This is a genomic window from Saccharothrix sp. ALI-22-I (assembly GCF_001984175.1).
In the GTDB taxonomy this organism is placed as follows: Bacteria; Actinomycetota; Actinomycetes; order Mycobacteriales; family Pseudonocardiaceae; genus Actinosynnema.
Genome location: NZ_MTQP01000067.1, coordinates 627,143 through 651,769 on the forward strand (window position 1 = coordinate 627,143; position 24,627 = coordinate 651,769).

28 protein-coding genes are annotated in these 24,627 nt (G+C 68.1%); 16 read left to right on the forward strand and 12 right to left on the reverse strand.

Annotated features, from left to right (window positions below):
- Window positions 1–224 precede the first annotated feature (224 nt).
- A complete protein-coding gene (locus ALI22I_RS35370) occupies window positions 225–920 on the forward strand; it encodes a TIGR03089 family protein (protein ID WP_077009876.1) in 696 nt (231 codons plus the stop codon).
- A 57-nt stretch (window positions 921–977) separates the two neighbouring features.
- Here the strand turns inward: ALI22I_RS35370 and ALI22I_RS35375 are convergent, their stop codons facing one another.
- Window positions 978–1,202, reverse strand: coding sequence for a DoxX family protein (locus tag ALI22I_RS35375; RefSeq protein WP_077009877.1), 225 nt, complete (start codon window positions 1,200–1,202; stop codon window positions 978–980).
- 144 nt (window positions 1,203–1,346) lie between these two features.
- Between ALI22I_RS35375 and ALI22I_RS35380 the strand changes: the two genes are divergently transcribed.
- The 3 genes from ALI22I_RS35380 (at window position 1,347) to ALI22I_RS35390 (ending at window position 3,355) form a co-directional block, all read left to right on the forward strand.
- On the forward strand, window positions 1,347–1,685 hold the full coding sequence (locus ALI22I_RS35380; protein WP_077009878.1) for an ArsR/SmtB family transcription factor: 339 nt from the start codon (window positions 1,347–1,349) through the stop codon (window positions 1,683–1,685).
- The gene (locus ALI22I_RS35385) at window positions 1,675–2,163 is read left to right on the forward strand and encodes an SRPBCC family protein (RefSeq protein WP_077009879.1); all 489 of its coding nucleotides are present in this window, start codon (window positions 1,675–1,677) and stop codon (window positions 2,161–2,163) included. The genes ALI22I_RS35380 and ALI22I_RS35385 overlap by 11 nt, the downstream gene beginning before the upstream one ends.
- A gap of 97 nt (window positions 2,164–2,260) precedes the next feature.
- On the forward strand, window positions 2,261–3,355 hold the full coding sequence (locus tag ALI22I_RS35390; RefSeq protein WP_143532601.1) for a VanZ family protein: 1,095 nt from the start codon (window positions 2,261–2,263) through the stop codon (window positions 3,353–3,355).
- Window positions 3,356–4,070: 715 nt separating this feature from the next.
- On the opposite strand, the gene ALI22I_RS49865 is transcribed toward ALI22I_RS35390, so the two are convergent.
- From ALI22I_RS49865 to ALI22I_RS35400, 3 genes are read right to left on the reverse strand one after another with little or no spacing between them, the layout of a single operon-like run.
- A complete protein-coding gene (locus tag ALI22I_RS49865) occupies window positions 4,071–4,847 on the reverse strand; it encodes a hypothetical protein (protein WP_143532602.1) in 777 nt (258 codons plus the stop codon).
- Window positions 4,810–5,649, reverse strand: coding sequence for an inositol monophosphatase family protein (locus tag ALI22I_RS35395; RefSeq protein WP_077010167.1), 840 nt, complete (start codon window positions 5,647–5,649; stop codon window positions 4,810–4,812). Before ALI22I_RS35395 ends, ALI22I_RS49865 begins: the two co-directional genes overlap by 38 nt.
- Complete coding sequence (locus tag ALI22I_RS35400) at window positions 5,649–6,536, reverse strand: DUF5919 domain-containing protein (protein ID WP_077009881.1); 888 nt, start codon at window positions 6,534–6,536, stop codon at window positions 5,649–5,651. The genes ALI22I_RS35395 and ALI22I_RS35400 overlap by 1 nt, the downstream gene beginning before the upstream one ends.
- A 193-nt stretch (window positions 6,537–6,729) precedes the next feature.
- Between ALI22I_RS35400 and ALI22I_RS35405 the strand changes: the two genes are divergently transcribed.
- The 8 genes from ALI22I_RS35405 (at window position 6,730) to ALI22I_RS35440 (ending at window position 13,158) form a co-directional block, all read left to right on the forward strand.
- Window positions 6,730–7,194: a hypothetical protein gene (locus ALI22I_RS35405; protein ID WP_077009882.1), complete on the forward strand. Its 465-nt coding sequence runs from the start codon at window positions 6,730–6,732 to the stop codon at window positions 7,192–7,194.
- A gap of 3 nt (window positions 7,195–7,197) precedes the next feature.
- Complete coding sequence (locus ALI22I_RS35410) at window positions 7,198–7,488, forward strand: hypothetical protein (protein ID WP_077009883.1); 291 nt, start codon at window positions 7,198–7,200, stop codon at window positions 7,486–7,488.
- On the forward strand, window positions 7,485–7,844 hold the full coding sequence (locus ALI22I_RS35415; protein WP_077009884.1) for a hypothetical protein: 360 nt from the start codon (window positions 7,485–7,487) through the stop codon (window positions 7,842–7,844). Before ALI22I_RS35410 ends, ALI22I_RS35415 begins: the two co-directional genes overlap by 4 nt.
- Window positions 7,841–8,311 (forward strand): helix-turn-helix domain-containing protein, encoded by a 471-nt coding sequence (locus ALI22I_RS35420; protein WP_179118469.1) that lies wholly within the window; start codon window positions 7,841–7,843, stop codon window positions 8,309–8,311. Before ALI22I_RS35415 ends, ALI22I_RS35420 begins: the two co-directional genes overlap by 4 nt.
- Window positions 8,312–8,620: 309 nt before the next feature.
- The gene (locus tag ALI22I_RS35425; RefSeq protein ID WP_077009886.1) at window positions 8,621–10,093 is read left to right on the forward strand and encodes an FtsK/SpoIIIE domain-containing protein; all 1,473 of its coding nucleotides are present in this window, start codon (window positions 8,621–8,623) and stop codon (window positions 10,091–10,093) included.
- Complete coding sequence (locus ALI22I_RS35430) at window positions 10,090–11,694, forward strand: replication initiator (protein WP_077009887.1); 1,605 nt, start codon at window positions 10,090–10,092, stop codon at window positions 11,692–11,694. Before ALI22I_RS35425 ends, ALI22I_RS35430 begins: the two co-directional genes overlap by 4 nt.
- Window positions 11,695–11,712: 18 nt before the next feature.
- Window positions 11,713–11,901: a helix-turn-helix domain-containing protein gene (locus ALI22I_RS35435; protein WP_077009888.1), complete on the forward strand. Its 189-nt coding sequence runs from the start codon at window positions 11,713–11,715 to the stop codon at window positions 11,899–11,901.
- Between the two features lie 36 nt (window positions 11,902–11,937).
- Window positions 11,938–13,158 carry a site-specific integrase gene (locus tag ALI22I_RS35440; RefSeq protein ID WP_077009889.1) on the forward strand — a complete coding sequence of 407 codons (1,221 nt, stop codon included), beginning with the start codon at window positions 11,938–11,940 and terminating at the stop codon, window positions 13,156–13,158.
- Between the two features lie 44 nt (window positions 13,159–13,202).
- Here the strand turns inward: ALI22I_RS35440 and ALI22I_RS35445 are convergent, their stop codons facing one another.
- From ALI22I_RS35445 to ALI22I_RS35475, 7 genes are all read right to left on the reverse strand, one after another.
- The gene (locus ALI22I_RS35445; RefSeq protein WP_077009890.1) at window positions 13,203–14,366 is read right to left on the reverse strand and encodes an acyl-CoA dehydrogenase; all 1,164 of its coding nucleotides are present in this window, start codon (window positions 14,364–14,366) and stop codon (window positions 13,203–13,205) included.
- Window positions 14,367–14,418: 52 nt separating this feature from the next.
- Entirely contained in the window at window positions 14,419–14,925 is a 507-nt protein-coding gene (gene purE, locus ALI22I_RS35450) for a 5-(carboxyamino)imidazole ribonucleotide mutase (RefSeq protein WP_274523027.1), read from the reverse strand.
- On the reverse strand, window positions 14,922–16,109 hold the full coding sequence (locus ALI22I_RS35455) for a 5-(carboxyamino)imidazole ribonucleotide synthase (RefSeq protein ID WP_077009891.1): 1,188 nt from the start codon (window positions 16,107–16,109) through the stop codon (window positions 14,922–14,924). Before ALI22I_RS35455 ends, purE begins: the two co-directional genes overlap by 4 nt.
- 202 nt (window positions 16,110–16,311) lie before the next feature.
- Complete coding sequence (locus ALI22I_RS35460) at window positions 16,312–17,310, reverse strand: ABC transporter permease (RefSeq protein ID WP_077009892.1); 999 nt, start codon at window positions 17,308–17,310, stop codon at window positions 16,312–16,314.
- Window positions 17,307–18,179 (reverse strand): ATP-binding cassette domain-containing protein, encoded by an 873-nt coding sequence (locus tag ALI22I_RS35465; RefSeq protein ID WP_077009893.1) that lies wholly within the window; start codon window positions 18,177–18,179, stop codon window positions 17,307–17,309. The genes ALI22I_RS35460 and ALI22I_RS35465 overlap by 4 nt, the downstream gene beginning before the upstream one ends.
- Window positions 18,176–18,565 (reverse strand): GntR family transcriptional regulator, encoded by a 390-nt coding sequence (locus ALI22I_RS35470; protein ID WP_077009894.1) that lies wholly within the window; start codon window positions 18,563–18,565, stop codon window positions 18,176–18,178. The genes ALI22I_RS35465 and ALI22I_RS35470 overlap by 4 nt, the downstream gene beginning before the upstream one ends.
- Before the next feature lie 186 nt (window positions 18,566–18,751).
- Complete coding sequence (locus ALI22I_RS35475) at window positions 18,752–19,558, reverse strand: GGDEF domain-containing protein (RefSeq protein ID WP_077009895.1); 807 nt, start codon at window positions 19,556–19,558, stop codon at window positions 18,752–18,754.
- Window positions 19,559–19,705: 147 nt separating this feature from the next.
- Between ALI22I_RS35475 and ALI22I_RS35480 the strand changes: the two genes are divergently transcribed.
- The 4 genes from ALI22I_RS35480 (at window position 19,706) to ALI22I_RS35495 (ending at window position 23,840) form a co-directional block, all read left to right on the forward strand.
- Entirely contained in the window at window positions 19,706–22,099 is a 2,394-nt protein-coding gene (locus tag ALI22I_RS35480) for a sigma-70 family RNA polymerase sigma factor (protein ID WP_077009896.1), read from the forward strand.
- A gap of 35 nt (window positions 22,100–22,134) precedes the next feature.
- Window positions 22,135–22,650 carry a GtrA family protein gene (locus ALI22I_RS35485; RefSeq protein ID WP_238598748.1) on the forward strand — a complete coding sequence of 172 codons (516 nt, stop codon included), beginning with the start codon at window positions 22,135–22,137 and terminating at the stop codon, window positions 22,648–22,650.
- Between the two features lie 35 nt (window positions 22,651–22,685).
- Entirely contained in the window at window positions 22,686–23,246 is a 561-nt protein-coding gene (locus ALI22I_RS35490) for a GtrA family protein (RefSeq protein WP_077009898.1), read from the forward strand.
- Window positions 23,247–23,324: 78 nt separating this feature from the next.
- Window positions 23,325–23,840 (forward strand): hypothetical protein, encoded by a 516-nt coding sequence (locus ALI22I_RS35495; protein ID WP_143532603.1) that lies wholly within the window; start codon window positions 23,325–23,327, stop codon window positions 23,838–23,840.
- On the opposite strand, the gene hisN is transcribed toward ALI22I_RS35495, so the two are convergent.
- Complete coding sequence (hisN, locus tag ALI22I_RS35500; protein ID WP_077009900.1) at window positions 23,837–24,616, reverse strand: histidinol-phosphatase; 780 nt, start codon at window positions 24,614–24,616, stop codon at window positions 23,837–23,839. The genes ALI22I_RS35495 and hisN overlap by 4 nt on opposite strands.
- Between the last annotated feature and the right edge of the window lie 11 nt (window positions 24,617–24,627).

A 24,627-nucleotide genomic window follows, 5' to 3' on the forward strand; every position in this document is an offset into this window, starting at 1 on the left:
CTCGAGAGTCGAACCCCCAAGTCCCGCGTGTCCAACGTTCAGAACGCGCGTGTCCAACGTTCAGAACGCGCGTGTCCAACGTTCAGAACGCGCGTGTCCAACGTTCAGAACGCGCGTGTCCAACGTTCAGAACGGGTGAGTTGAACGCTCGGGACGGGTGAGTTGTGGGCTTGGTGGGTGAGGGTCGGCGGGTGGGTTGGGGGCGGGCGTGGCAAGGTTGGCGCATGACCGTCACGGATGCCCTGTTCGCGCCCTTGTTCGCGGCGAATCCCGGCCGTCCCCTGATCACTCACTACGACGACGCGGCCGGCACGCGGGTGGAGCTGTCGCGGGCCACCATCCGGAACTGGGCGGCCAAGACGGCGAACTGGCTGCGTGACGAGCACGACGTGGAGCCGGGCGACCCGGTGGCCGTGCTGCTGCCCGCGCACTGGCAGACGGCCGGCGTGCTGCTGGGCGCGTGGTGGTGCGGCGCGGCCGTGACGGACGACCCGGCGGGCGCGAAGGTGGCGATCGTGGCACCCGGCGGCGAGGCGCCCGGCGCTCTGGTGACGGCCGTGGCGTCGCTGCACCCCATGGGGTTGGGCAGCGGCGCGGCGGTGGACTACAACGACGACGTGCGCGTGTTCGGTGACGACTTCACGCCGTGGGAACCGGTTCCCGGCACCACCCCGGCGCTGCTGAAGTCCACTGTGGACGAGGTGGTGGAGGAGGCACACCAGCGGGCCTCGACCTTGGGCATCACCGCGACGTCCCGTGTGCTGTCCACTGTGGAGTGGACTCTGCCGGACGGTGTGCTGAACGGTTTCCTGGCCGTGCTGGCGGGCGGCGGTTCGCTGGTGCAGTGCAGCAACCCCGCACCGGACCTGCTGGCCGCACGCCGCGCCAGTGAGCAGACCACCCTCGACTTGGTCGGCTGACTCCCGGCCGCTAGGCGGCCTGGTGGACCTTCTTGCCCTTGACCAGGCGGGCGGCGGTCAGCGCCCCGCCGTTGAAACCGACCGCGATCGCGGCAGTGCGCCGCCCGCGAGTTCGACGATCGTGGCGAACCAGGCGGACAGCGTCGGCAGCGGCACGCCCATGCCCGCGAAGGCGGTGGCGGTGCCGTCGAGACCCCACTCGGTGACCTTCTGCCAGCCGTGGGCGATGAACACCACTCCCACGCCGATCCGGCCGATGAGGGCTGCCACGTCCTTGAGCATTGCGATTCCCCTTCGCATTGGCGATCAGTCACGGCGACGTTATATGAAATTTCAACCACTTCTCGCGCTGACGAGCGGTCTTGACAGCGGATCTACAGGCGCGTAGAAAACCAGTCAGTTAGATAACCAACTGGTTAGGCAGCCATGGCGGACGACGCACTGAGCATCACCTTCGCGGCCTTGGCCGACCCGACGCGCCGGGCCATCCTGGCCCGACTGGCCGAGGGCGCGGCCACCGTGAAGGAACTCTCCGAACCGTTCGCGATGAGCGGCCCGGCGGTCTCCAAACACCTGCGGGTGCTGGAGCGGGCGGGGCTCATCACGCGCGGTCGTGATGCGCAGTGGCGGCCCTGCACGCTGGACGCGACACCGTTGCGCGAGGTCACCGAATGGGCCGACGGCTTCCGCCGGTTCTGGGACGACAGCTACCGACGCCTGGACACCTACCTGGAGCGCATGAAGGAGCAGGACCATGACCACTGACACTTCGCGGTGGAGCACCCCGTCGGACGTGGAAGTCGCCGTCACCAGGACGTTCGACGCGCCGCAGGAGCTGGTGTTCGAGGCGTTCACCAAGCCCGAGCACGTCGTCCACTGGATGCTCGGCCCCGACGGCTGGACCATGCCGGTGTGCGAGATCGACCTGCGGCCCGGCGGCCAGTGGCACATGGTGTGGCGGCGGGCCGACGGCACCGAGATGGCGATGACCGGCGAGTACCTGGAGGTCACGCCGTCGTCGCGGCTCGTCCAGACCGAGTCGTGGGGCCCGGAGTGGCCGCCGACCGTCAACACGACCGAGTTCATCCCCGACGGCGACCGCACCACCGTCGTCCAGACGATGAAGTTCCCGTCACGGGAGGCGCGCGACCGGGCCACCGAGACGGGCATGAAGGACGGCGCCGACATCAGCTATGACAGGCTGGCGACGTACCTGGTCACCTACCTGGCCAGCACGACCTGACCGCGTCCGTTCGGCGGCACCGTGTTTGACGGTCACGCGGAGGGGTTAATGAGCGGATTGACCTTACGTCGCGGAACGGTGAACCGGATCGGTGGACATGCTGAGCTCGTACCTGGAGTCGGTTCGGACGGGCTTCGCGGCGTTCGTGGGCGTCGGTGCGCTGGTCCTGCTGCCGTTGATCGCGGTGCACTACTACCGCTTCGGCCGGGTGGAGCCGCGTCGTGCAGTGGTTTTGTACGGACTGCTGGCGTACGGCCTGGTGGCGTTGGCGCTGATCTTCCTGCCGTTCCCGTCGCCATCGGAGGTGTGCTCCGGCGAGGAGATGCTGTCCACCACGCCGTTCCAGTGGGTGACCGATATCCGCAACAACATGGCGGCCAACGGGCGTTCCGGCGTCGGGGCCGCGGTCACCTCGACCGCGTTCCTCCAGCAAGCCCTCAACATCGCCCTCTTCATGCCATTGGGCGTGGTGCTGCGCAAGTCCTACGGCCGCGGTCCGCTCGCGGTGGTCATGACCGGCTTGGGCATCTCACTAGCCGTCGAGGTCGTCCAGTACACCGGCAACCTGGGCGCATACCCGTGCCCGTACCGCATCGCGGACGTCGACGACCTGATCTCCAACACCACGGGTTCCCTGCTGGGCTGGATGATCGCCCCGGCCGCACTCGTCGTCCCCGCGGTACCCCACCCGGACACCTCAACCGCCCCGTCCGACACGGTGACCGTCCCCCGCCGACTCCTGGCCTTGGCAGTGGACCTCGTGACGCTGGTGGTGATCACCCACCTGGTCTTCGCCGACGACCGCTGGTGGGCAGTCGCCCTGGCCGTAACGATCCGCATAGCCCTACCGTCCGTGACAGGCGGCCGAACACTGGGCGGCTGGCTGCTGCGCTACCAAATCCGCCGCGCAGACGGCGCCCGCGCCAACCCCCTACGCATCGCCCTACGCGAACTCCTGGGCGTCACGGGCCTGATCACCTACGCCGCCCTGGCCCCAGCCGCGTGGTGGTTCGCCGTGGACCTGTGCGTCCTGGCACTGATCCTCCTGGGCACCTTCTTCGTCCCAGTCTTCCGCCGAGACCAACGCAGCTGGCCAGACCTAGCCGCCCAAACCCGCGCCATCCCGACGCCGAAGCGCCCCAGGCCGGAGAACACCGAGGCCCGACAGCCGGCAGCCCGACTCCCCGAGTGATCAGGAAGCCGGGCCACCTCCAGCTCTAGCGGTTGAGCAGAGCGCGACTCATCACAACGCGCTGGATCTGGTTCGTGCCCTCGTAGATCTGGGTGATCTCTCACCTGGTCAAACGCGACCAGATCGTATGACCTGGAATCAGGCGTCTACCTGGGCTTATATCTCTCGATAGTTCTCGGCGGTTCTCGCCATCGCCCAACGTCTGACGGCCTGTAGACGGCCTGATCTCGGACGCTCCACCACCTCGACACGAAGTTGATCTTATGGCCAGCGGCACCGGACCAAGGCACGCTCAGCCTGTCTTGGCCCGGTGCCGCTGGCCGTTGCCGATCATGGCGTGTTGATGTGATGCCCTTCGCCGTCGTGGGCCTGGTGCTCGTCGCCAAGTAGCCTCCTCGATGGCAAGACGGCGAAGCCGTCGCGGCAGTCGATCGCCGTGCCCAGCTCCGAGGAGCTGCGTGATCGCGCGATCGTCCCGAGTCCGGTCGCCGGAAGTAGGCTCGTCGCTCACGGCCCGCCTGGTAGCGCGCCGCCATCCCGACCACGTGCACCGACTCCGCGCGCGGCCGACGGGCGGAGCGGAGCGGGAGCCCGGCGTGCCGCGATGCGGGAGGCGGTGCCAACATGAGCCGGTGTCTGACCGCGCGCCGCCCCAGGCGGCGCGCCTTGATCCCATAGAGCCAAGTTCGGCAGAACACGTGGAGCAGACACCGCGTTACTTGCTATCCGCTGGCAGAACGGGAAGTGGTGGCAGTGATTTTCGAACCCTCAACTTGTCCTCGTTCACAAGCTCCTCTAGCTTTTCGCGAACCGATTCGATAATTTTTTTAGCACCTGGATACTCCGGATCGATATTCAGGTTTACACAGACTGGATACAGAGCCTTAATGTAAGGGATCGCTTGGTGCTGCAAATCCGGAGGAAGAGTGTGGAAATCGGAGTGCGCAAACATGACACCCATTTCCCAGCTGTTCGCATTGTACGTGTCGACAAACCACCCTCTCGGCCAACTCCAGCGCCGAATCAGGAGGCATGCATACAAGTAGATCGCCACATAGGCGATCAGCACCGATCCGACTCCGATTAATACCGACGACGCTGCGGACGGCTTTTTAAGCGATGAAAGAACGAACAGGGCCCCCACAAACGACACCAGGAAAGCAAGCATAGCGGACCCGGCAAAGAATCGCCCTACCAGGAGACTGAGAACATGTGCCCGCCCTGGAGACTCTATCCGTAAAAGTTCCGACTTGCCGCGCCCACGCTTAACTATTGGCGACTTTTTCATGCTTTCGGATACTTGTTGCGATATCTGCTCGTATCCGAGCTTGGCGATCTCGGCCATTACCGCTTGCCTCTCCGCAGCGCGCGCGGATTTTCGAGCATAGCGCAGACCGACTACAGAAATGATAACAGAGGCCGCTGTCACGGTAGCAGCCCCTAACGCAATCCAGTCAGATGCCTGCACCGAATTCTCCGACCTCTTGAACACGATCCGACTTTAAAATAGGTTGTACAACTTCCAGCAATCCTGGAAGCACTCCCGGCGCTACGGCAATCGTATGCATTGACCTCGACGAGTGGTCGAGTCCTGAACTGTCAACCACCCGAGCGCCTGCTTCACGAGCAATCAAAACTCCGGCCGCTACATCGTGGATCTTATTAGACAAGATCACAGCACCGTCAATTCTTCCTTCAGCCAACCAAACGAGATCATGAGCCGCTGAACCAAACATACGTATGCGTTCAACCCTAGCGGCCAGAGCAGCCGTCAATGCGACTCGCTGCTTATTTTTCTCCGCTGCCGCTACACCAACCGCGTAATCCCCTATGGCGACTATCGCCTTTGGCAAATCAGTTGTCTTGCTAACCCTGATGGGCTTTCCATTAACGAACGCCCCTTGCCCAGAAACAGCCGAGTAGTAGAAGTCTAGGTATGGAAGCACGATCGCGGCAACCACTGCGCGATCTCCACGCATCAGTGCCAGCGAAACACCACAAAGTGGTACACCATGCACAAAGTTGGCCGTCCCGTCGATCGGGTCGAGCGCCCAAATGCATTCATCATTGCCGACCCGAAAGATACCTCCTTCTTCTTCGCCAAAGAATCCAATTTCCGGCGTAACATCGTCGAGATAGGAACGAACTGCACGCTCAATCTTTACATCAACGTCGGTAAACGTATCCCGTTCAGCCTTTTCCGTAATAGTTTGCGGGCGGGTTGTCTTGATCAGGTCGTTGCCGATGCTGACGGCCTTCTCTGCGATCTTGGCCAACTGGTCGAGCGGTCGCATCACCCGGTCTCCTTCGCGCGGTCCCACATTGAGTCGAACACCTGGGAGAAGGTGGCGAACAGGCCTGGTACCGCGTCGTCCTTCTCGATCACGAAGGTGGGGGACTCGACACCTCGGGCGTCGGGCAAGTAGGGCTGGACCACGCACTTGGCCCGGTCAGTGATCAGGATGTTGTAGCGGATCGGTTCGTCGTAGACGCGGATGTCGAGCTGGCCGCGCGCGTCCGGCGAGACCTTGGAGCCGACTCGGCGTAGGGCTTCGATGCTGAGGCGGGTGAGCATGGAGAGGTGGCCTTCGGGTAGGCCCTCTTCGTGTTCGCGGGCGGTGATGTGGTGGCCGTTGGGGTTGAGGAACAGGGCCTTGATGACGGTGCCGGTCTCGATGGAGTCGAGTAGGGCTTTGTCGGAGTACTGCTGGCACAGGACGTTGAGCGACAGGCCAGCGATGTGGATCTCCTGTGCGCCCTCAAACAGGTCGCGTGGGGTGACGTTGTGCAGGAACTCGGAGCGACTGGGGTAGACGGCGGTGACGTCAGCCAGGCGGGTCTGTTGGGGCATCTGGACCGGGCGCGGTACCGGGTGGGTGGAAGCCTCGGGGCGTTGGGGCGGGGTGATGAGGCTGTCGGTGTCGCCCTCGTGTGGGGTGAGGAGTTGTTCGGCGGTCCAGCCGGGGAACATCTTTTCCAGGATGCGGCAGTGGTCGGCGTAGGGCAGGCCGAGTAGGTCTCCGGAGAGCCAGCGGTAGAACTGGGCCTTGCTCGGGTACTTGCCGATGAGGTCGGTGTCGAGCTGCTTGGCGATGCGGTCGTACTCCTTGCAGAAGGTGCGGTACCCCTGCATGTGGCGTTGCCGCAGTAGGACTCTCAACAGCGTGGACTCTGTGGCCATGTGGTCTCCCCCCACGTGGTGCGTTCGGTCGAGACTAGCACCGAGATGAGACCAAGACGAGACTCTTTTGAGTCCGACACGCGGTAGGCGCGCGGCAGGTGAGACTGCGGCGGATCTGGGACGGGACGAATCGCCAACGAATCTGGATGGGCAAGCCGCACAAGAGCGGCCCCGGTCAGAGGAGTTGACACCGATGGCGATCAGCAAGGGGTACCGGTTCCCCGTCTCGTTCGATGACGCCTTCCCGCAGGGCCTGGTGATGGTCGGGGAGGTCATGCCGGATGTCGAGTACCAGACGCGGGAGGAGAGGGCGGCGGGTCGGCCGGTGCGTCAGCGGGTGGACGAGTCGACCGGCAAGCGGCAGTGGAAGGTGACGGTCACCGACCCGCACGAGCCCAACGCCAAGCGCAAGAGCTTCGAGGTCACCTTGCTGGCCGACGTGCAGCCGGTGCCGACCACGGGTGAGGTGCTGCCGGGGATGCGGCCGGTGGAGCTGGACGGGCTGACGGCTGAGCCTCGGGTCGCGGGCAACGGGGAGTTCAAGTACCAGTCGTTCCTGTTCCGGGCTACCGGGTTCCGGGCGGCGGGGAAGTCGGCGGGGTCGGCTCCGAGCGGGGGCAAGTCGAACGCCGGCAGCGCTGACGCCAAGGCGGCATGAGCCGTGGCCGAGCTTGAGCAGTTGGTGGCGCGGTGGCAGAGCGCGTACCGGCGCTACAGCGAGGTGCACGAGACCAACCGCTACGCCAACGCCGATGATCCGGAGGCCGCTGCTCGGATCGCTCCGTCCTACCGGGAGGTCGCCTGGTTGTGGCGGCAGCTCGCTGCGCAGGAGGCATCCCCCTGGTGGGCCAAGGCTGCGGCGCTGCACGCGGCGGACACCTTCGACCACCAGGCAGGCCTGAACGAAGCGGTTATCAAGGGCAGTCGTTCGACCGGTGAGGTGGAGCGGTGAACGGCGCGGCAGCCACGGCGGTGCGGCTGTTTCCCGAGCTTGGTCGTCTCGCGGAGCTGGAGGCGGCGGGATGGTCGTTCATCCACCACCGGGACGGAGAAGGCGTCAAGCAAGTCGACGCCTTCCGCTCCTGGCCTGGCGGATGGCTGGACTGTCTACGGGTGCGGTCGGCAACGGAGGCAATGGGTCTTCGGTCGAACGGCGGCGATCCGCCGGGGCTGCTGTGGGAGCGGACCGGGGCGCTGGCGGAGGTGGTGGAGGCGTTGATCGGGCTTCCGGCTCCGGGTGCCCGGACGGCTCCGCGTCTGGTGTTGGGGACTGCTCCGCAGTTGTGGATGCCTGGGAGTCGGCGGTGAGCGAGGAGCGTAAAGCCGCACGTCAGCCGGCACGGCGCTCGGTGTACTACCAGGTGTTGGGCGCTCATCTTCGGCAGTTACGGCGTCGGCGGGGTGTCTCGACGGTGGACATGGCCGAGCGGTTCGGGGTGTCGGTGGCGATGTTCTCGAAGATCGAGCACGGGTCGCGGGGGCCGAGTCCGGCGGCGTTGGAGATGTACGCCGAGGTCACGGGTGTGCCGCTGCTGGAGCTGTTGGCGGGCGCGGCGGCTCGGCACCGGGAGGAGTTGGACCCGTTCGACCTGCTGTTGCGGGTGGAGTTGCCTGAGCATGTGCGGGCGTTGGACGGCCTGGCGCTGTACGCGGGCATCCCGGCGCGACACATGCCCCGGTCGCTGCCGCTGCGGCTGACCGACACCTCGGGCGTGATCTTCGGGGCGGCCGACGCCTACACGCGCAGGAGCAGCACGGAAGCGGGTGACAGCTGATCTGAGTCCTGTTTAGACAGACCGCGTGATCCGCTGTGGGTCATGTGGCGATGCCGCACGTCCTGTTGCGGCTCAACGCTTTCCGTAAGACGCAGGAGCGGTACCGGGCTACCAACCTCGCCGCTCCTGCGTTGTCCACGCCGCGTGGGAGTGAACAACGATGACGGTAAGGCATGGGCGCAAGCGTGCGCCACAGTGGGTCACCCGAACGCGCTGCGAGACCTGCAAGAGGTTCGCGCGGCTGCTGGTCGGGCAGACCGAGTGCAACCGCTGCCTGGGGGCGCTGGAGCTGGACTTCGGCGGTGCCCGATGAGCGGCGGCAAGTGGGTTGATCTGGCTCCGTTCGAGGGTGTGCGGCCTCGTGTGCCGTGGTGGATGTTGGTGCCGGGCAAGGCCAAGTGGATTGCGGCCCTGGTAGCGCTGGTGTGGCTCGTGGTCGTCGGGGCCGTGCGCCTGGTGCTCGGCGTTGTGCGCTACCCCGTCGTCACGCTCGTGCCGGCGTCGGCGGCCTGGTACTGGTGGCGGTTCGGGCTGTCGCCGCTGGTGTTGGCGTTGTTGTCGCTGGTCGCGACACTGGCCATGTGGGCTGGGTACGACCGGGCGTCGTTCCTGCGGCACTGCTGGTACCGGCTGGTGACCGAGTGGCGGCGGGCGACGGTGTACGCCCCGAAGTGGCGCACGGTCGTACGCCTGGCGGACCTCGCCAAGCGGGACCGTGGGCGCGAGTACCGGCCGAAGCTGCGGCGCGTCCGGTCGGAGGGTTGGCGGGACCGGGTCCGGGTGCGCATGGTCCCGGCCCAGTCTCCGGAAGCCTGGGAGCTGCGGCGGGACGGCCTGGCGCACTCGTTCGGCGCTCGGTCGTGCCGTGTGCGAGTACTGCGGCCTCGGGTGATCGAACTGGACTTCGTCCACCGTGACCCGCTGGCGCGTCCGCTGCCGGTGCCCGCGCTGGAGGACTCGACCGACGTGGATCTCAAGCGGGTGGTCGTCGGTCGGACCGAGACCGGTAGGCCGTGGCGACTGCGACTGCTCGGCTCACAGGTCCTCGTCGTCGGCGTACCCGGTGCGGGCAAGGGATCGGTCCTGTGGTCGATCGTGTGGCAGCTCGCCCCGGCCATTCGTGCGGGCCTGGTGCGGCTGATCGGGATCGACCCGAAAGGCGGGATGGAACTCGGGCAGTGCCCCGACGCCTTCGACCGGGTCGTGTACGACAACGGACCGGAAGCCGTTGCCCTGCTTGAAGAAATCGCTACGGAGGTCAAGGAGCGGGCGACTCGGTACCGGGGTATCCGGCGGCTGTGGGCACGGTCGACCGGGGAGCCGTTCACGGTCCTGGTGGTCGATGAGCTGGCGGACTTGATCGCCTACCAACCGGACAAGCAGCTCCGCGAGCGGGCCGCGCGGGCCATCCAGACCATCACCTCACAGGGACGTGCGCCCGGCTACGCGGTCGTGGGCCTGGTGCAGGACCCGCGCAAGGAGGTCGTCTCCTTCCGGCACCTGTTCACCACTCGTGTTGCGCTGCGCCTGGACGAGCCGCAACAGGTGGACATGGTCCTTGGGGACGGTGTCCGTCAGCGCGGGGCGGCGGCGCACGAGATCAGCGAGAACACGCCCGGCGTGGCGTGGGTCAAGCAGGACGGCCAGCGGGAGCCGGAACGGGCTCGGGCCTTCCACGTCACCGATGCCGATCTTGTCGAGCTGGGCGTCTACCTGGCGGACGCGACCGTGCACGACTTTCCGAACCGACCGGACGGCACCGAAGGGAGGGATGCGGCATGACCGGCGAGACTCGCGCGGAGCGGATGCGTCAGCCCATCGCCGTGGACGTGGCCAAGGCCGCCGCCGAGAAGTACGGCGTCTGTGTGCGGCCGTTCACGATGGAGGTCGAGGACCGGGGCAGCTACGAAGTCCGCTACGTCGCGGTGCCGTGCGGGTCGACGGTCGAGAGCGTCTGTGCGCCGTGCGCCAGGAAAGCCAAGGCGTTGCGGATGGCCCAGTGCCGCGAGGGCTGGCACATGGCCGAGGAACCCGACTTCACCCCGCGTCGGCCGTCGCAGGACGAGACGGAGCTGATGACGTTCCGGGCCGACCTGGTCAAGGCGTACCGGGACGCGGTCGAGCTGGGCGAAGCGGGCCACGCGGACGAGCTGCGGGAGGAGATCCACTCGGTCGACGCGGAACTTCGGCAACTCGGTGTCCGGGGCCGTTTCCCCTCGCCCGACGCACCCTCCAAGCGGCCGGTGAAGCGGTCCACGAAGCGGCGTCAGGACGCGCCGAATCTGCCTCGGCGGCGCGTGGAGAAGCGGACGGTGGGGCGGGAGTACGCGGGTGGGTTCCGGCCGTCGATGTTCGTCACGCTCACCCTGGACACGTACGGGCGGGTGCGCGATGACGGCACCCCGGTGGACCCTGACTCGTACGACTATCGGCGGGCTGCTCGGGACGCGGTGCACTTCGCCTCGCTGGTTGACCGGTGGTGGCAGAACCTCCGGCGGGTCGTCGGCTGGGACGTGCAGTACTTCGCCACCGTCGAACCCCAGCGACGAGCGGCGCCGCACCTGCACGCGGCAGTCCGCGGTTCGATCCCGCACGAGACCATCCGCCTGGTCACGGCGGCCACCTACCACCAGGTGTGGTGGCCCAAGCACGACGAACGCGTCTACAGCGGTGACCACCTGCCGGTCTGGGACGCGCGCGCGGAAGCGTTCGTTGACCCGGACACGCGTGAGCCGCTGACGGCCTGGGCGGATGCGGTCGAGGCGGCGGAGGAGCCAGCGCACGTGGTGACCTTCGGCCGTCAGGTGCACTCCAAGGGCATCCTGGGCGGCTCGGAGGAGGCCGGACGCCACATCGGCTACCTGACCAAGTACCTCACCAAGTCCATCGGTGAGGTGGTCGAGCAGAGCACCGACCGGCAGCGTAGGCACGCGGACCGCCTGGCGGACGAGTTGGCCGTGACGCCCTGCTCGGACCGCTGCCCGGTCTGGCTGCTCTACGGCGTCCAACCACGCGGAGCGGGCTCCCGAACCACTCCGGGGCACTGCAAGGGGCGGGCGCACCGGCCGACCACCCTCGGCCTACCCGGTCGGCGGGTCCTGGTGTCGCGCAAGTGGTCGGGCAAGACGCTGGCCGACCACCGGGCGGACCGGAAGCGGTTCGTCATCGAGGCCTTGGCGGCGGTCGGCATCGAGAAGCCGGAACCCGACACGTCCCAGCTCGTCTGGCACAAGGTCCGGCCCGGTGACCCCAACGTGCCACCACGGGCGCACCTGCTCATGCACGCCATCGCAGAGCGAACGCGGTGGAAGGCGGAGTACGACCGGGCGATGCTCGCGGCCGGTGAGCCTCCTGAACTTTCGGCAACTTCGATAGCGGCTTGACAGCCTTGGGGGGAAGTCATGACCAGCATTGAGCCTCTGTGGGGTGTGGAAGAGGTCTCGGAGTTCCTGGGCGTACCGATCAAAACGCTCTACCAGTGGAAGTGGCAGCGCATCGGACCGCCCGTGAAGAAGGTCGGGAAGTACCTGCGGTACGTGCCCGCAAAGGTCCGCGCCTGGGCCGAGCAGCCGGACGAACAGGCTGCCTAGAAGTTTCGGCAATTCGGAAGACAGGAGAAGTGTGCCGTGGGGCATGTTCAAGATCGCTGGTGGAAGGAGGTCGAGGACCCGGTCACCAAGAAGGTGACCAAGGTCAAGACCTCGGTGTACGGCCAGGGGCTCCGCTACCGGGTCCGCTACCTGGACCCGAGCGGAGTCGAGAGGAGCAAGAGCTATCCGGACAGACAGAAGAGGCGGGCTGATGACTTCCTGCTGGAAGTGGAGTCCAACAAACTGGAGGGCAAGTACGTCGACCCGAAAGCGGGTAAGCGCAAGTTCAAGACTCAAGCGGAGAACTGGATCAAAGCCCAATCGCCGGATGCCGCAACGCGGGAAGCACTCAACAGTCGGCTGGAGAGTCGCATTTACCCGCACTTCGGCGAACTGCCGGTTGGCAAGATCAAGCCTGCAACCGTCCGGGAATGGCTCGGCGTGCTGGAGCAGGAACGACTGAGCGAGAACTACAAAACGGTGCTGTTCACCATCGTGTCGTCGGTGATGGACTCGGCCGTTGAGGACAAGCTGATCACGGAGAACCCGTGCAAGGCCAAGACGATCAAGCGGCCGACGTCGGTCAGCCCTGACATCGTCGTCTGGCCGGAAGACCGCGTGTTGGAGATCGAAGGGGCGATCGAACCGCGCTTCGCGATCGTCTGCCCTCTCGGCGCTGGCTGCGGTCTCCGGCAGGGCGAAATCCTCGGCCTGTCACCGGACGACGTGGACGACGCCGGGATGGTGCTGCGCGTCCAGCGGCAACTGAGGGTGGTTCGCGGTCAGCTCGTGTTCGCGCTCCCCAAGGGTGGGAAGCGGCGGGTGGTGCCGCTGGCCAGTGGCGTCCTGCGGGCGATCAGGGAGCACATGCGGCTCTTCCCACCGGTCGAGGTGACCTTGCCGTGGAAGGACCCGGAGGGCGACCTGGTGACGGTCCGACTGCTGGCCACTGGGGACGGTGGGCGGCTCTACACCGGCGACCTGTTCCACAAGGTCGTCTGGCTGGGCGCGTTCCGGGAGGCCGGTCTCATCTACCGCAAGCGGGCGGACGGGATGCACGCGCTGAGGCACTTCTACGCCTCGGTACTGCTCTCCCAGGGCGTCTCGGTCAAGGAGCTGGCGGAGTACCTGGGCCACTCCGACCCCGGCTTCACGCTCCGGACGTACACGCACCTCGTCCCGTCCAGCCACGAGCGGGCACGGCTTGCCATCAACGGGGTGTTCGGGTCTCAAAATCACGGCCTGGAGGCGGCATGATCATGGAAATCATGCGTCTCCAGGCCGTGGTCAAGATCGTTGATCTAGCGGTTGAGCAGGGCGCGGGACATGACGACGCGCTGGATCTGGTTGGTGCCCTCGTAGATCTGGGTGATCTTGGCGTCACGCATCATGCGTTCCACGGGGAAGTCGCGGGTGTAGCCGGCGCCGCCGAACAGTTGCACGGCGTCCGTCGTGACCTCCATGGCCACGTCGGAGGCGAAGCACTTGGCCGCCGCGGTGATGAAGCTGATGTTCGGTTCGCCTCGCTCGGCCTTCGCCGCGGCCACGTAGACCATGTGTCGGGCCGCTTCGATCTTCATCGCCATGTCGGCCAGCATGAACTGGACGCCCTGGAACTCGGAGATCGTCTTGCCGAACTGCTTGCGGTCCTTGACGTAGGCGACCGCGGCTTCCAGGGCACCCTGGGCGATGCCCACGGCCTGGGCACCGATCGTGGGACGCGTGTGGTCCAGAGTGCGCAATGCCGTCTTCAGGCCGGTGCCGGGCTCGCCGATGATGCGGTCCGAGGGGATCGTGCAGTTCTCGAAGTGGATTTCGCGGGTCGGGGAGCCCTTGATGCCGAGCTTGCGCTCCTTCGAACCCACCACGAAACCCGGGTCGTCCTTGTGCACGACGAACGCCGAGATGCCCTGCGACTTCTTCGGCGCGTCGGGGTCCGTCACCGCCATGACCGTGTACCAGGTGGATTCACCCGCATTGGTGATCCAGCACTTGGTGCCGTTCAGCACCCAGTGGTCACCGTCCAGACGGGCCCGGGTGCGCATCGATGCCGTGTCCGAACCGGCCTCGCGTTCGGACAGCGCGTACGACGCCATCGCCTCACCCGACGCGACGGACGGCAGCACCTGCTGCTTCAGCGACTCCGAGGCCGACAGCAGGATCGGCATCGTGCCCAGCTTGTTCACCGCCGGGATCAGGGACGACGACGCGCACACGCGCGCCACCTCCTCGATCACGATGCACGTCGCCACCGAGTCGGCTCCCTGGCCGTCGTACTCCTCGGGCACGTGCACGGCCGCGAAACCTGACTTGACCAGCGCGTTCAACGCCTCGACCGGGAAGCGCTCCTGCTCGTCCACGTCCGCCGCGTGCGGTGCGATCTCCTTGTCCGCAAGGGACCGGACCGCCTCGCGCAGCGCCTCGTGCTCCTCGGCGAGCTGGTAGGTACCGAAGCTCGGGTCCACGTTAAGTTACCTCCCGGTAGGGCGTCTTACCAGGATGTTAGCGCGCGTTCACTCACTTGTCCGCTGTGCGGTCCGCAACAGCCCGCAGCGCCGCGTCCTTCTCCAGCACGAGGTCCGAAAGCGACGCCTGGAACGCCTCCATCCGCTTCTGCAGGACCAGATCGGAAGCCGCCAGCACCCGCACGGCCAGCAGCCCCGCGTTGCGCGCACCACCGACGGACACCGTGGCCACCGGCACGCCGGCCGGCATCTGCACGATCGACAGCAGCGAGTCCATCCCGTCCAGGTACTTCAACGGCACGGGCACGCCGATCACCGGCAGCACCGTCGCCGACGCCACCATGCCCGGCAGGTGCGCCGCCCCACCGGCACCGGCGATGATCACCTGCAACCCGCGCCCGGCCGCCGACGACGCGTAGTCCAGCATCCGCTGCGGCGTGCGGTGCGCCGAGTACACGCCGACCTCGTAGGTCACGTCGAACTCGGCCAGCGCCTCGGCCGCCGCCTTCATCACCGGCCAGTCCGAGTCGCTGCCCATGATCACGCCGACCTGCGTCACTGCTGTCCTCCGTGGATGTCGTACCCGTCCAGCCACACACCGTCGGACAGCCAGTGCGCGGCGAGCCGAGCCCGCTCACGCACCTCGTCCATCCGCTCACCGAGCAGCGTCACGTGACCGATCTTGCGTCCCGGCCGCTCCGCCTTGCCGTACAGGTGCACGTGCGCGTCGGGGAACCGGGCGAACAGGTGGTGCAGCCGCTCGTCCGGCCCCATCGCGGGCGCGTCCGACGCGCCCAGGACGTTCGCCATCACGACGGCGGGCGCGGCGAGGTCCGTCGCGCCGAGCGGGTAGTCGAGCACGGCACGGAGGTGCTGCTCGAACTGCGAGGTCCGGGCCCCTTCGATGGTCCAGTGACCGGAGTTGTGCGGGCGCATCGCCAGCTCGTTGACGACCAGCCCGTCGGCGGTGTCGAACAGCTCCACCGCCAGCAGCCCGACCACGCCCAGCTCGGCGGCGATCTTCAGCGCCAGCTCCTGCGCCTGTTCGGCGGGCCCGTCCGGGGCCGGGGCCAGCACCTCGACGCAGATCCCGTCCGCCTGCACGGTCTGCACCAGCGGCCACGACGCGCCCTGCCCGAACGGCGAGCGCGCGACCAGCTGGGACAGCTCACGGCGCATGGGCACGCACTGCTCGACCATCAACGGCGTGCCGGCGGCCAGCAGCTCGGGGACGACCCGCTGCGCGCTCTGCGGCGTGTTGAGCATCCACACGCCACGGCCGTCGTAGCCGCCGCGCACCGCCTTCAGCACGCACGGCCAGCCGTGCTGGGCGCCGAACTTCAGCACGTCCGCCGCCTCCAGCACGGCCGAGAACGGCGGCACCGGCGCACCCATCTCGGCCAGCCGCACCCGCATGACCAGCTTGTCCTGCGCGTGCACCAGGGCGTCGGGCCCGGGGAACACCTTCACGCCGTCGGCGACCAGCGCGTGCAGGTGCTCCTGCGGCACGTGCTCGTGGTCGAAGGTGACGACGTCACACGATTTGGCGAACGCCCGCAGCGCGTCCAGGTCGGTGTGCTTGCCCAGTTCCACATCCCGCGCGACGAGCGCGGCGGGGTCGGAGTCCGACTCGGCGAGCACCCGCAGCGACTGGCCGAGCGGGATGGCGGCCTGGTGCGTCATGCGGGCGAGCTGGCCGCCGCCGATCATGCCGACGACGGGGAGACGAGTTCGGGAGTCCACGGTTTCGTGATTCTACCTGCACAAACAGCATGGTCCCGACCGGACCGCCCGACCGTGTGGGAAGTCGGCAGGTCGGCCCCGGTTCCACGACGGCCGCCGTAGATCGGGTACCGACCCGCCGACAGAGCCGCACACACCGCCAAGGCGTGCGAGCCCCCTCAGACGGGCCGTCGCGGTGCGAAGGCGGCAGGCCCGCTCCCGATCAGACCGGACGCGCCCGGCGCACCCACACGAAGGTCAGCGCGAGCAGTCCGGCGGCGAGCACGGCGAAGACCCCGAACTCGAACCACTGGAACGACACGAGCCGGTCGGCCGGGTGGTAGTCGCGGAAGGTCTGCATGCCGTTGTCGGCTATGCACTTCACGTAGTTGTCGTTCGACTGGGCGCTGTTACACACCCGGGTAAAATCGATCTCGTTGCCCGAGGCGTCGGCGTAGCCGGAGTTCACCGTCCAGGAGCCGTCGTTCCCGGCGTTCCAGTACAGAGCCGAGTCGTCGTACGGCTCCACCTTGCGCAGCGGCTCCTGGAAGTACGGCCGCCAGAACCCCGACACGAGCAGGCGCGCCAGGAAGAACCCGCCGAGGGTGAGCCCCATCGACAGCACTGTGCGGCGGGTGATCGCGCTGAACGCCAGGCCGAGCGCGAAGCCGAACACCGCGTACCCGACCTGCACCTGCGGCGCCGCCTCGAACGCCACTTCCTCGAACGGCTGGAACGGCACGTGGTCCGTCGTGGCGGCGTTCATGCTGTTCATCATCCTGATCAACGCCGTGCCAAGGCCGGCGGCGAGCACCACGGTGATCGCACCGAGCAGCACGATCTTGCCCACCAGCCAGCGGATCGAGGTGAGGTCCTGGCTCCACACCACGAGGTGCGTGCGCTGCTCGTACTCGCGGGAGAGCAGGGGCGCGGTCCAGAACACCGCGATGACCACGCCCAGCGCCGTCGGCGTCAGCGCGAGTAGCTGGCTCACGTCCACGTAGCTCGACCGGTCGAGCCGGTCGTGGTTTTCGGCGGTGGCGTCGGCGTGCCAGGCGAAGCCGAGCGCCACGGCGACGATGCCGACGACGACCACGGCCGTGCCGAGGATCGTCCAGCGGTGCTGTCGCCAGGTCAGCCACAGCAGGTCACCCCAGCCGACGCGGGTGCGAGTGGCCACCGGTGCGGCGGTCGTGACGTCGGTCGTCGTGGTGGTGGTCATGCTCGGGCCCCCTTCCGGGTGGCTTCGAGCTGCGCGAGCACGTAGTCCTCCAACGTCAACAGGCGCTCGGTCCACGGGCCCGCCACGACCGGCCGCGGCTGCCCCTCGGGCAGCTTGACCACGAACGTCGACTGGTTGTCGGTGTGCCGGGCCTCCACGATGTCGCCCAACGCGGGCGGCACGTCCGAGCGCGGGCCGGTGTAGCTGACGTGCCGGCCGAGCAGTTCGTCCAGGTCACCGCCTGCCAGCAGCCGCCCGTGCGCGAGGAGCAGCAGGTAGTCGGCCACGCCCGCCAGCTCGGCCACGACGTGCGTGGACAGCAGCACCGTCATGCCGGTCTCGCCGACCTCGCTCAGCAGCTCCGCGGTCACCTCGCGGCGGGCCAGCGGGTCGAGGTTGGCCAGCGGCTCGTCCAGCATGAGCACGTCCGGCCGCGAGCCGATGGCCAGCGCGAACGCCACCTGGGCCTGCTGGCCGCCGGACAGCCTGCCGCACGCCTTGTCCAGCGGGATCTCGAACCGCGCCAGCCAGCGGCGGGCCCGTGAGTCGTCCCACACGACGTTGAGGCGTGCCCCCAGGCGCAGCATGTCGCCCGCGGAGAAGTTCCGGTAGACCGGCTTCTCCTGCGATACGAACGCCACCCGGCCCGTCGCGCCCGCCGACCCCTCGTCGGCGTCGAGAAGGCCCGCGAGGACGGTCATCAACGTCGTCTTGCCGGCGCCGTTCGCGCCGACCAGTGCCGCCACCTTGCCCGCGGGCAGGTCGAACGTGCACTCCCGCAGCGCCCACTTGCTGCGGTACCGCTTGCCCAACGCCTGTGCGCGCACCGCGATCGCAGTGCGGTCGACAGGCTCGACAACGGTCGTCATGCGACCGCCACCCCTTCCCCCTCGGAGAGGACAGACCGCACAAGAGCGTCGATGTCCTCGATGTCCAAACCGGCCTCACGGGCTTCACGAACCCACTCGGCCAGGCGCGTCCTGAGCGCCGCCATCACCTCCGGGTCGGTCGAGCCGAGCCGAGCCTTGATGAAGGTGCCCGAGCCCTGGCGTGCCTCGACCAGGCCGGACAGTTCCAGTTCGCGATAGGCCTTGAGCACGGTGTTCGCGTTCACACCACTCGTCGCGACGACGTCGCGGACGGTCGGCAACCGGTCTCCTGGCGCCAGCCAGCCCAGGCGCAGCGCTTCCCGCACCTGGCGCACCAGCTGGAGGTACGCGGGAAGGCCGCTGGACCGGTCGATGCGGAACTCCACCCGGCGCCTCCGAATTGTTCTAGTCAACTAAGACACTAGAAGACCATCACGCCCCTGCGGCTGTCAAACGCGCAGGATGCTCGGGAAAAGTGAGAAGCCCGGTGCGCTGGGCACCGGGCTTCTCGGGGGAGTGGAGGCGATGACGGACGCCGGACAGGGGTTGGGGTGTGCTCGGCGGCCGACGTGTCAGCGTCCGAGACCGGTGATCAACCTCACCGCGTCCTCGCACGTCTCGGGCAGTTCCTGCAACCGGACCCGGACCGGTCCGGCCGGCGCGATGTGCGGGTCTGAGGCCAGTCGGTCCGCTGCGAGCACCCGCAGGTTGGCCAGGGCCCGCGGCAGGTGCCGGTCACGGCGCAGCAGCACGCACGCCACCGAAGGTCCGACCGAGGCCACGGTCTCGCCGGCGTCGAACACCTCCATCAAGGCATCGGCCAACAAGGTCATCGCCACCACGCGCGACCACCCGGACGTCCGGGTCAGGTCGAGCGACACCAGCACCAGCAAGTGCTCCTGACGGCCCGCGGTCCGCGTCTCGGCGTACACCTCGCGCAGCCTGGTCCGCAGGTACGCGGCGGTGGCCAGGCCGGTCAGCGGGTTGTCCGCCCCGCAGTTGCCCGCCTGCTTGCTCATCACGTCACCCCAGCCCAGCGCGGTGGTCCGGAGCATCCGCGCCGGAATCGCGTCGACGTTGGGCGAGACGATCCCGGTCGACCCGGGTGGCTCCGCCAACACCGCGTGCAACGCCGCCAGGTCCAGCAGCGTCTCGGCCAGCCCGGTCCCGGCCTCGGCCCGCGCGCTGCCCAACCCGTACAGCTGCGGGCTCGGATCGCCCGGACCCAGCATCGCCCGGCAGACGTCGTCCACCTCTGCCAACGGCCAGTCCGCCGGGAACGCCCAGCCCGCGGCCATCGTGGCGGTCCGCCATCTCGACCGCAGCGCGCGCGCCCCGTCCGCGCCGGAGCGCCGTGTGACCGCTTCCCGCACACCCACTCGGATGCCTCCTCGACGTCGGTTCCGAGTACGGGACGTCGCCGCGCTTCATCCATGACGGCATTAGGTCGCCCCGTGTGGGGGGTTTGAGGTGACGTTTCACGACTCAGTGCGTCAGACTGGCGCCGCGCGAGTAAGGGGAAACACGTGGCGATCGTTCCTGCCGAAGTCCAGGGACCGAGCGACGCGGAGCTGATCGACTCCGTGCGCGGCGGGGCGATCGACGCCTACGGGCAGCTCTACGAACGGCACGTCTCCGCCGCGTACAACCTGGCCCGCCAGCTCGCCAGGTCGTCCGCCGAGGCCGACGACCTGGTCTCGGACGCCTTCGCCAAGGTCCTCGACACGCTGCGCGCGGGCCGGGGCCCGGACATCGCGTTCCGCGCCTACCTGCTCACCGCGCTGCGCCACACCGCCTACGACAAGACGCGCCGGGACAAGAAGCTCGAGCTGTCCGAGGACATCGCCGAGGTCGCGCCCGAGGCGACCAGCGTGCCGTTCAAGGACACCGCCGTCGCCGGGCTGGAGCGGTCGATGGCCGCCAAGGCGTTCGCCCGGCTGCCCGAGCGCTGGCAGACCGTGCTCTGGCACACCGAGATCGAGGGCCAGACGCCCGCCGAGGTCGCGCCGCTGCTCGGTCTGAGCGCCAACAGCGTGTCCGCGCTGGCCTACCGGGCCCGTGAGGGCCTCAAACAGGCCTACCTACAGGTGCACCTGGCCGAGACCCAGGCCGAACGCTGCCGCGCCACCGTCGACAAGCTCGGCGCCTGGACCCGCGGCGGCCTGTCCAAGCGGGAGACCACGCAGGTCGAGGCGCACCTGGACGAGTGCACGGCCTGCCGCGCGCTGGCCGCCGAACTGGCCGACGTCAACGGCGCGCTGCGCGGGATCATCGCACCGCTGGTGCTCGGTATCGGCGCCTCCGGCTACCTGGCCGCCGCTGGCGCGGGCACCGCCAAGGCCGCCACCGTCGCCGCCGCCGCGGGCACGGGTGGTGCTGCCGGTGCCATCACGTCCGTACCGCGTCAGCTCCTCGGCGCCGCCGCCTCGGTCGCGGCCCTGGTGGTCGCGGTGGCGATCGGCCTGGCGTCCGGTGGCGACCAGGACGTGCCCGCGGCGCAGATCGCGCCGCCGCCCACGACGCAGATCGACTCCACCACCCAGCCGCAGGTGCCGACTCCCCAGCCGCCACCGCCGGCTCCGGAACCCACCACCGAACCCACGACCACGACCGAACCCACCACCGAGTCCGCGCCCACTACCGAACCCACCACCGAACCTGCGCCCACTACCGAACCCACCACCGAACCTGCGCCCACTACCGCGCCCACCACCGAACCTGCGCCGACTACCGAACCTGCACCCACGACCGCACCCACCACCGCGCCTGCGCCCACCACCGCGCCCACGACCGTGCCCACATCAGCACCAGTGCCTAAACCGGAGCCGACACCGGCGAACCTCGTGCCGACGGCGCCCAGCGGGTTCACCCTGACGCCCGGCACGGAATCGGCGGACCTGACGATCACCGTGCGCAACTCCGGTCAGACGGCCTCGCAACCGGCGAGCGTGGTGCTGAACCTGCTGCCCGGCGTCCGGTCCGTCGGCCCCGGCCCGTCGTTCACGGGAACCCGCCTGACCAGGCTCGACGGTGCCGCCGCGCAGTCCGTGACGTGCCCGGCGGGCACCGGCACGGTGACGTGCGGCACGACGCAGGGCATCGCGCCCGGCGGGACGGCGACGTTCGTGTTCCGGCTCCAGGCCGACTACGAGGCGGTGACCGGGCGGATCACCGGCACGGTCAGCGCGGGCACGTCGATCAGCGTGGCGATCGCGGTCGACGTCGAGGTGCGGCCGGTGGACGACGACCTGGAACTGCTGGTCCGCAAGTGGCAGCACGGGTTCTGGGACCCGCGCCTGGACATCAAGGCCATCAACACCGGCGGCCGGCCCGGCGACCTGAGGCTGGTCGTGGAGTCCGACGAACACATCACGCTGGTCGCGCCCGGGTACGGCTGCAAGCGGTGGTGGCGCCGAGTGGTGTGCGAGGTTCCGTTGGCGCGCACCGAGTCGTTCCGGCTGACGGTGTGGGCGTTCGGATCGCCGCACCACAGCGGCGTGGTGCGCGTCAGTGCCACGCTCGGCACCGCCTCGGAGACCGTCGAGGTGCCCATTTCGCTGCGTCCAGGTGACGACGATCAGCTGCCGGTGCCGCCGATCGACAACCCACCGACGCCGCCGCTGCCGACCGCCCCGTGGCCGCTGCCGACGACCACGACCACGACCACGACCACGACCACGACCAAACCCACCACTCCGACCACGACGCACACTCCCACGACGCCCACCGAGCCGCCGTTGCTGCCGCTGCCGACGGAACCGTCAACGCCCGCGTCGACACCGAGGACCGAACCGACCACCACCGAGCCGACCCCGACGGAACCACCGCCGACCGGTGACGAACCGTGTCAGCCCAGCCAACCGTGGCTGCCGCCGTTGCTGGACGACCTACTCCCTGATCGCTGCCGCACCCCTTCGTGATCGTTCGATCACCGTGTCGGTAGCCTGCCCCGGTGCTGCCACTAGTGCGCAAGGTCTTCGGCCTTTTGCCGGAACCGATCCGGTTCCTGATCAACAAGCACCGTGAGCTGATCCGGTTCGCCGTCGTGGGCGGCACGACCTTCCTGATCGACAACGGTGTCTGGTACGCGCTGAAACTGACCGTCCTGCAGGACAAGGTGGTCACGGCCAAGGCCATCGCGGTGCTGGTGGCGGTCATCTCGTCGTACGTGCTGAGCCGCGAGTGGTCGTTCCACACCCGTGGCGGCCGTGAACGGCACCACGAGGCGGCGCTGTTCTTCCTGGTCAGCGGTGTGGGTATCGGGGTGAACCTGTTGCCGCTGTACGTCTCGCGGCACGTGTTCGACCTGCACTCGGAGGTCGCGGACTTCCTCACCGGATCGGTGATCGGCATGCTGCTGGCCACCGGGTTCAAGTTCTGGGCGATGCGGAAGTTCGTGTTCCCCGAGGCCGACGCGCGGCCGTCGGTGCGGCCGCTGCACGTCGTCGCGGAGCAGCGCGAAGTCGCCTGAACTGGCCATTCATCCGTTTTCCGTACACTGCTCTGGTGTCCGTTGTGGAAAACGTGGTCCGCCGCCTGCCCGAACCGCTGCGCTCCCAGGCTCTCAAGCACAGAGAGCTGCTGAAGTTCGCCATGGTCGGCGGCACCTGCTTCGTGATCGACACGGCCATCTTCTACGCGCTCAAGCTGACCGTGCTGACCGAGAAGCCGGTGACCGCGAAGATCGTGGCGACGCTGGTGGCCACCATCGTGTCGTACGTGCTCAACCGCGAGTGGTCGTTCAAGACCAGGGGCGGCCGCGAACGCCATCACGAGGCGGCGCTGTTCTTCCTGGTCAACGGCATCGGCATCGCGATCAACTCGATGCCGCTGTGGGTGTCGCGCTACCTGCTGCACCTCCAGGAGCCCAACATCAGCAGGCTGGGCGAGGAGTTCGCCGACTTCGTCAGCGCCCAGATCATCGGCACCCTGCTCGCCATGGCGTTCCGCTGGTGGGGCTACAAGAAGTGGGTCTTCCCCGAAGCCGACTTCCGCCCGCGCCGCGTGACCAGGTCCTACGACAGCCCGAACGACGGCTCGGACGACGAAGCGCTCGGCCGCTCCTGACGTGTGGCCGGAAGCTGTCACGTCGGCACGCGCGTGCCCGTGGACGGCCAGGCTGTGTCCCGAGAGCGGGAGGCGGTCGTGGAAACCGAGCAGTTGGGCAAACGCGTAGGCGAACACCGGACCGACAACGGCAGGCGGCGCAGAGCGGCCGTGGCGTTCCTGGCGGTGGCGGCTATCGGGCTGGGTGCCGGAGTGCCGCTGAGCATCGTCTTCTTCACCGACCCCACGGCGACAGCCCAGTCGGGGGCGCTGCCCGGTGGGCTGGTGGCTCTTGGTCTGGTGTGCCTGTGCTTCGGGTGCTCCCTGTGGACGAAGGCCGTCCGCACGAAGGGTGCATTCTTCGAGGTTTACGAGCACGGGATCGTGCACCACGTAGGTGGTGCCGTCTCGGTGATCAGGTGGTCCGACATTGTTTCGGTGCGCCCGTACGGTGTGGAGAAAACAGGCGGTCCCCACGTATTGGGTATCGATTTCTACTGCGTGCTGCGGCTCAACGACCGTCGCCGGCTCAAGTTCAACACTTACACCGCCGACGCGCCGAAGCTGGCGGCGACCATCGACGCCGCGGTCAACCGCGGAACTCCACCCGGCTAACGCGCGAGCACCTTCAACGCCGCGTCGTGCAGGTGCCCGTTGCTCGACAGCACGTTGCCGCCGTCGAAGCGCTCCACGCCGCCGAGGTCGCTGAACCGGCCACCGGCCTCCGTCACCAGCACCTGGAACGGCGCCACGTCCCACGCGTTCACGATCGGCTCCGCGGCCAGGTCGATCGCGCCCTCCGCGACCAGGCAGTGCTGCCAGAAGTCGCCGAACGCCCGGTTCTCCCAGCACGCGTCCACCAGCGCCAGGTACGCCTCACGGGAGTGGTACTCGACCCACGTGCCCAGGTGCGTGGTGGACAGGTAGGCGTCGGACAGCTCGTGCACACGGGACACGCTGATCGTCCGCTCACCCGACGCGTCCGAAGTGTGTGCTCCGCCACCCGTCGAGGCCCACCAGCGGCGGCCCAACGCGGGCGCGCTGACCACGCCGACCACCGGCACACCGTCCACGACCAGCGCGATCAGGGTTGCCCACACCGGCACGCCGCGCAGGAAGTTCTTCGTGCCGTCGATCGGATCGACCACCCACGCCCGGCCGGCGCCCGCCGTGCCGCCGCGCTCCTCCCCCGCGACCTGGTCGTCCGGGGCGTCGACCGCGAGCACCGCGCGGATCGCGTCCTCGACCGCCACGTCCGCGTCCGTCACCGGCGTCCGGTCGGGCTTGCGCTCCACCACGAGGTCCCCGGCGCGGAACCGCGCGGTGGTGATCTTGTCGGCCTCGTCGGCCAAACGGATGGCAAGGGACAAATCGGCACGTAGGTCTGACACGGAACGGATCG

Bases quoted from the DNA above. Each gene is read 5' to 3' on its own strand.
- ALI22I_RS35370 (WP_077009876.1), top strand. From the start codon at position 225: ATGACCGTCACGGATGCCCTGTTCGCGCCCTTGTTCGCGGCGAATCCC.
- ALI22I_RS35375 (WP_077009877.1), bottom strand. From the start codon at position 1,202: ATGCTCAAGGACGTGGCAGCCCTCATCGGCCGGATCGGCGTGGGAGTG.
- ALI22I_RS35380 (WP_077009878.1), top strand. From the start codon at position 1,347: ATGGCGGACGACGCACTGAGCATCACCTTCGCGGCCTTGGCCGACCCG.
- ALI22I_RS35385 (WP_077009879.1), top strand. From the start codon at position 1,675: ATGACCACTGACACTTCGCGGTGGAGCACCCCGTCGGACGTGGAAGTC.
- ALI22I_RS35390 (WP_143532601.1), top strand. From the start codon at position 2,261: ATGCTGAGCTCGTACCTGGAGTCGGTTCGGACGGGCTTCGCGGCGTTC.
- ALI22I_RS35395 (WP_077010167.1), bottom strand. From the start codon at position 5,649: ATGCGACCGCTCGACCAGTTGGCCAAGATCGCAGAGAAGGCCGTCAGC.
- ALI22I_RS35400 (WP_077009881.1), bottom strand. From the start codon at position 6,536: ATGGCCACAGAGTCCACGCTGTTGAGAGTCCTACTGCGGCAACGCCAC.
- ALI22I_RS35405 (WP_077009882.1), top strand. From the start codon at position 6,730: ATGGCGATCAGCAAGGGGTACCGGTTCCCCGTCTCGTTCGATGACGCC.
- ALI22I_RS35425 (WP_077009886.1), top strand. From the start codon at position 8,621: ATGAGCGGCGGCAAGTGGGTTGATCTGGCTCCGTTCGAGGGTGTGCGG.
- ALI22I_RS35430 (WP_077009887.1), top strand. From the start codon at position 10,090: ATGACCGGCGAGACTCGCGCGGAGCGGATGCGTCAGCCCATCGCCGTG.
- ALI22I_RS35435 (WP_077009888.1), top strand. From the start codon at position 11,713: ATGACCAGCATTGAGCCTCTGTGGGGTGTGGAAGAGGTCTCGGAGTTC.
- ALI22I_RS35460 (WP_077009892.1), bottom strand. From the start codon at position 17,310: ATGACCACCACCACGACGACCGACGTCACGACCGCCGCACCGGTGGCC.
- ALI22I_RS35465 (WP_077009893.1), bottom strand. From the start codon at position 18,179: ATGACGACCGTTGTCGAGCCTGTCGACCGCACTGCGATCGCGGTGCGC.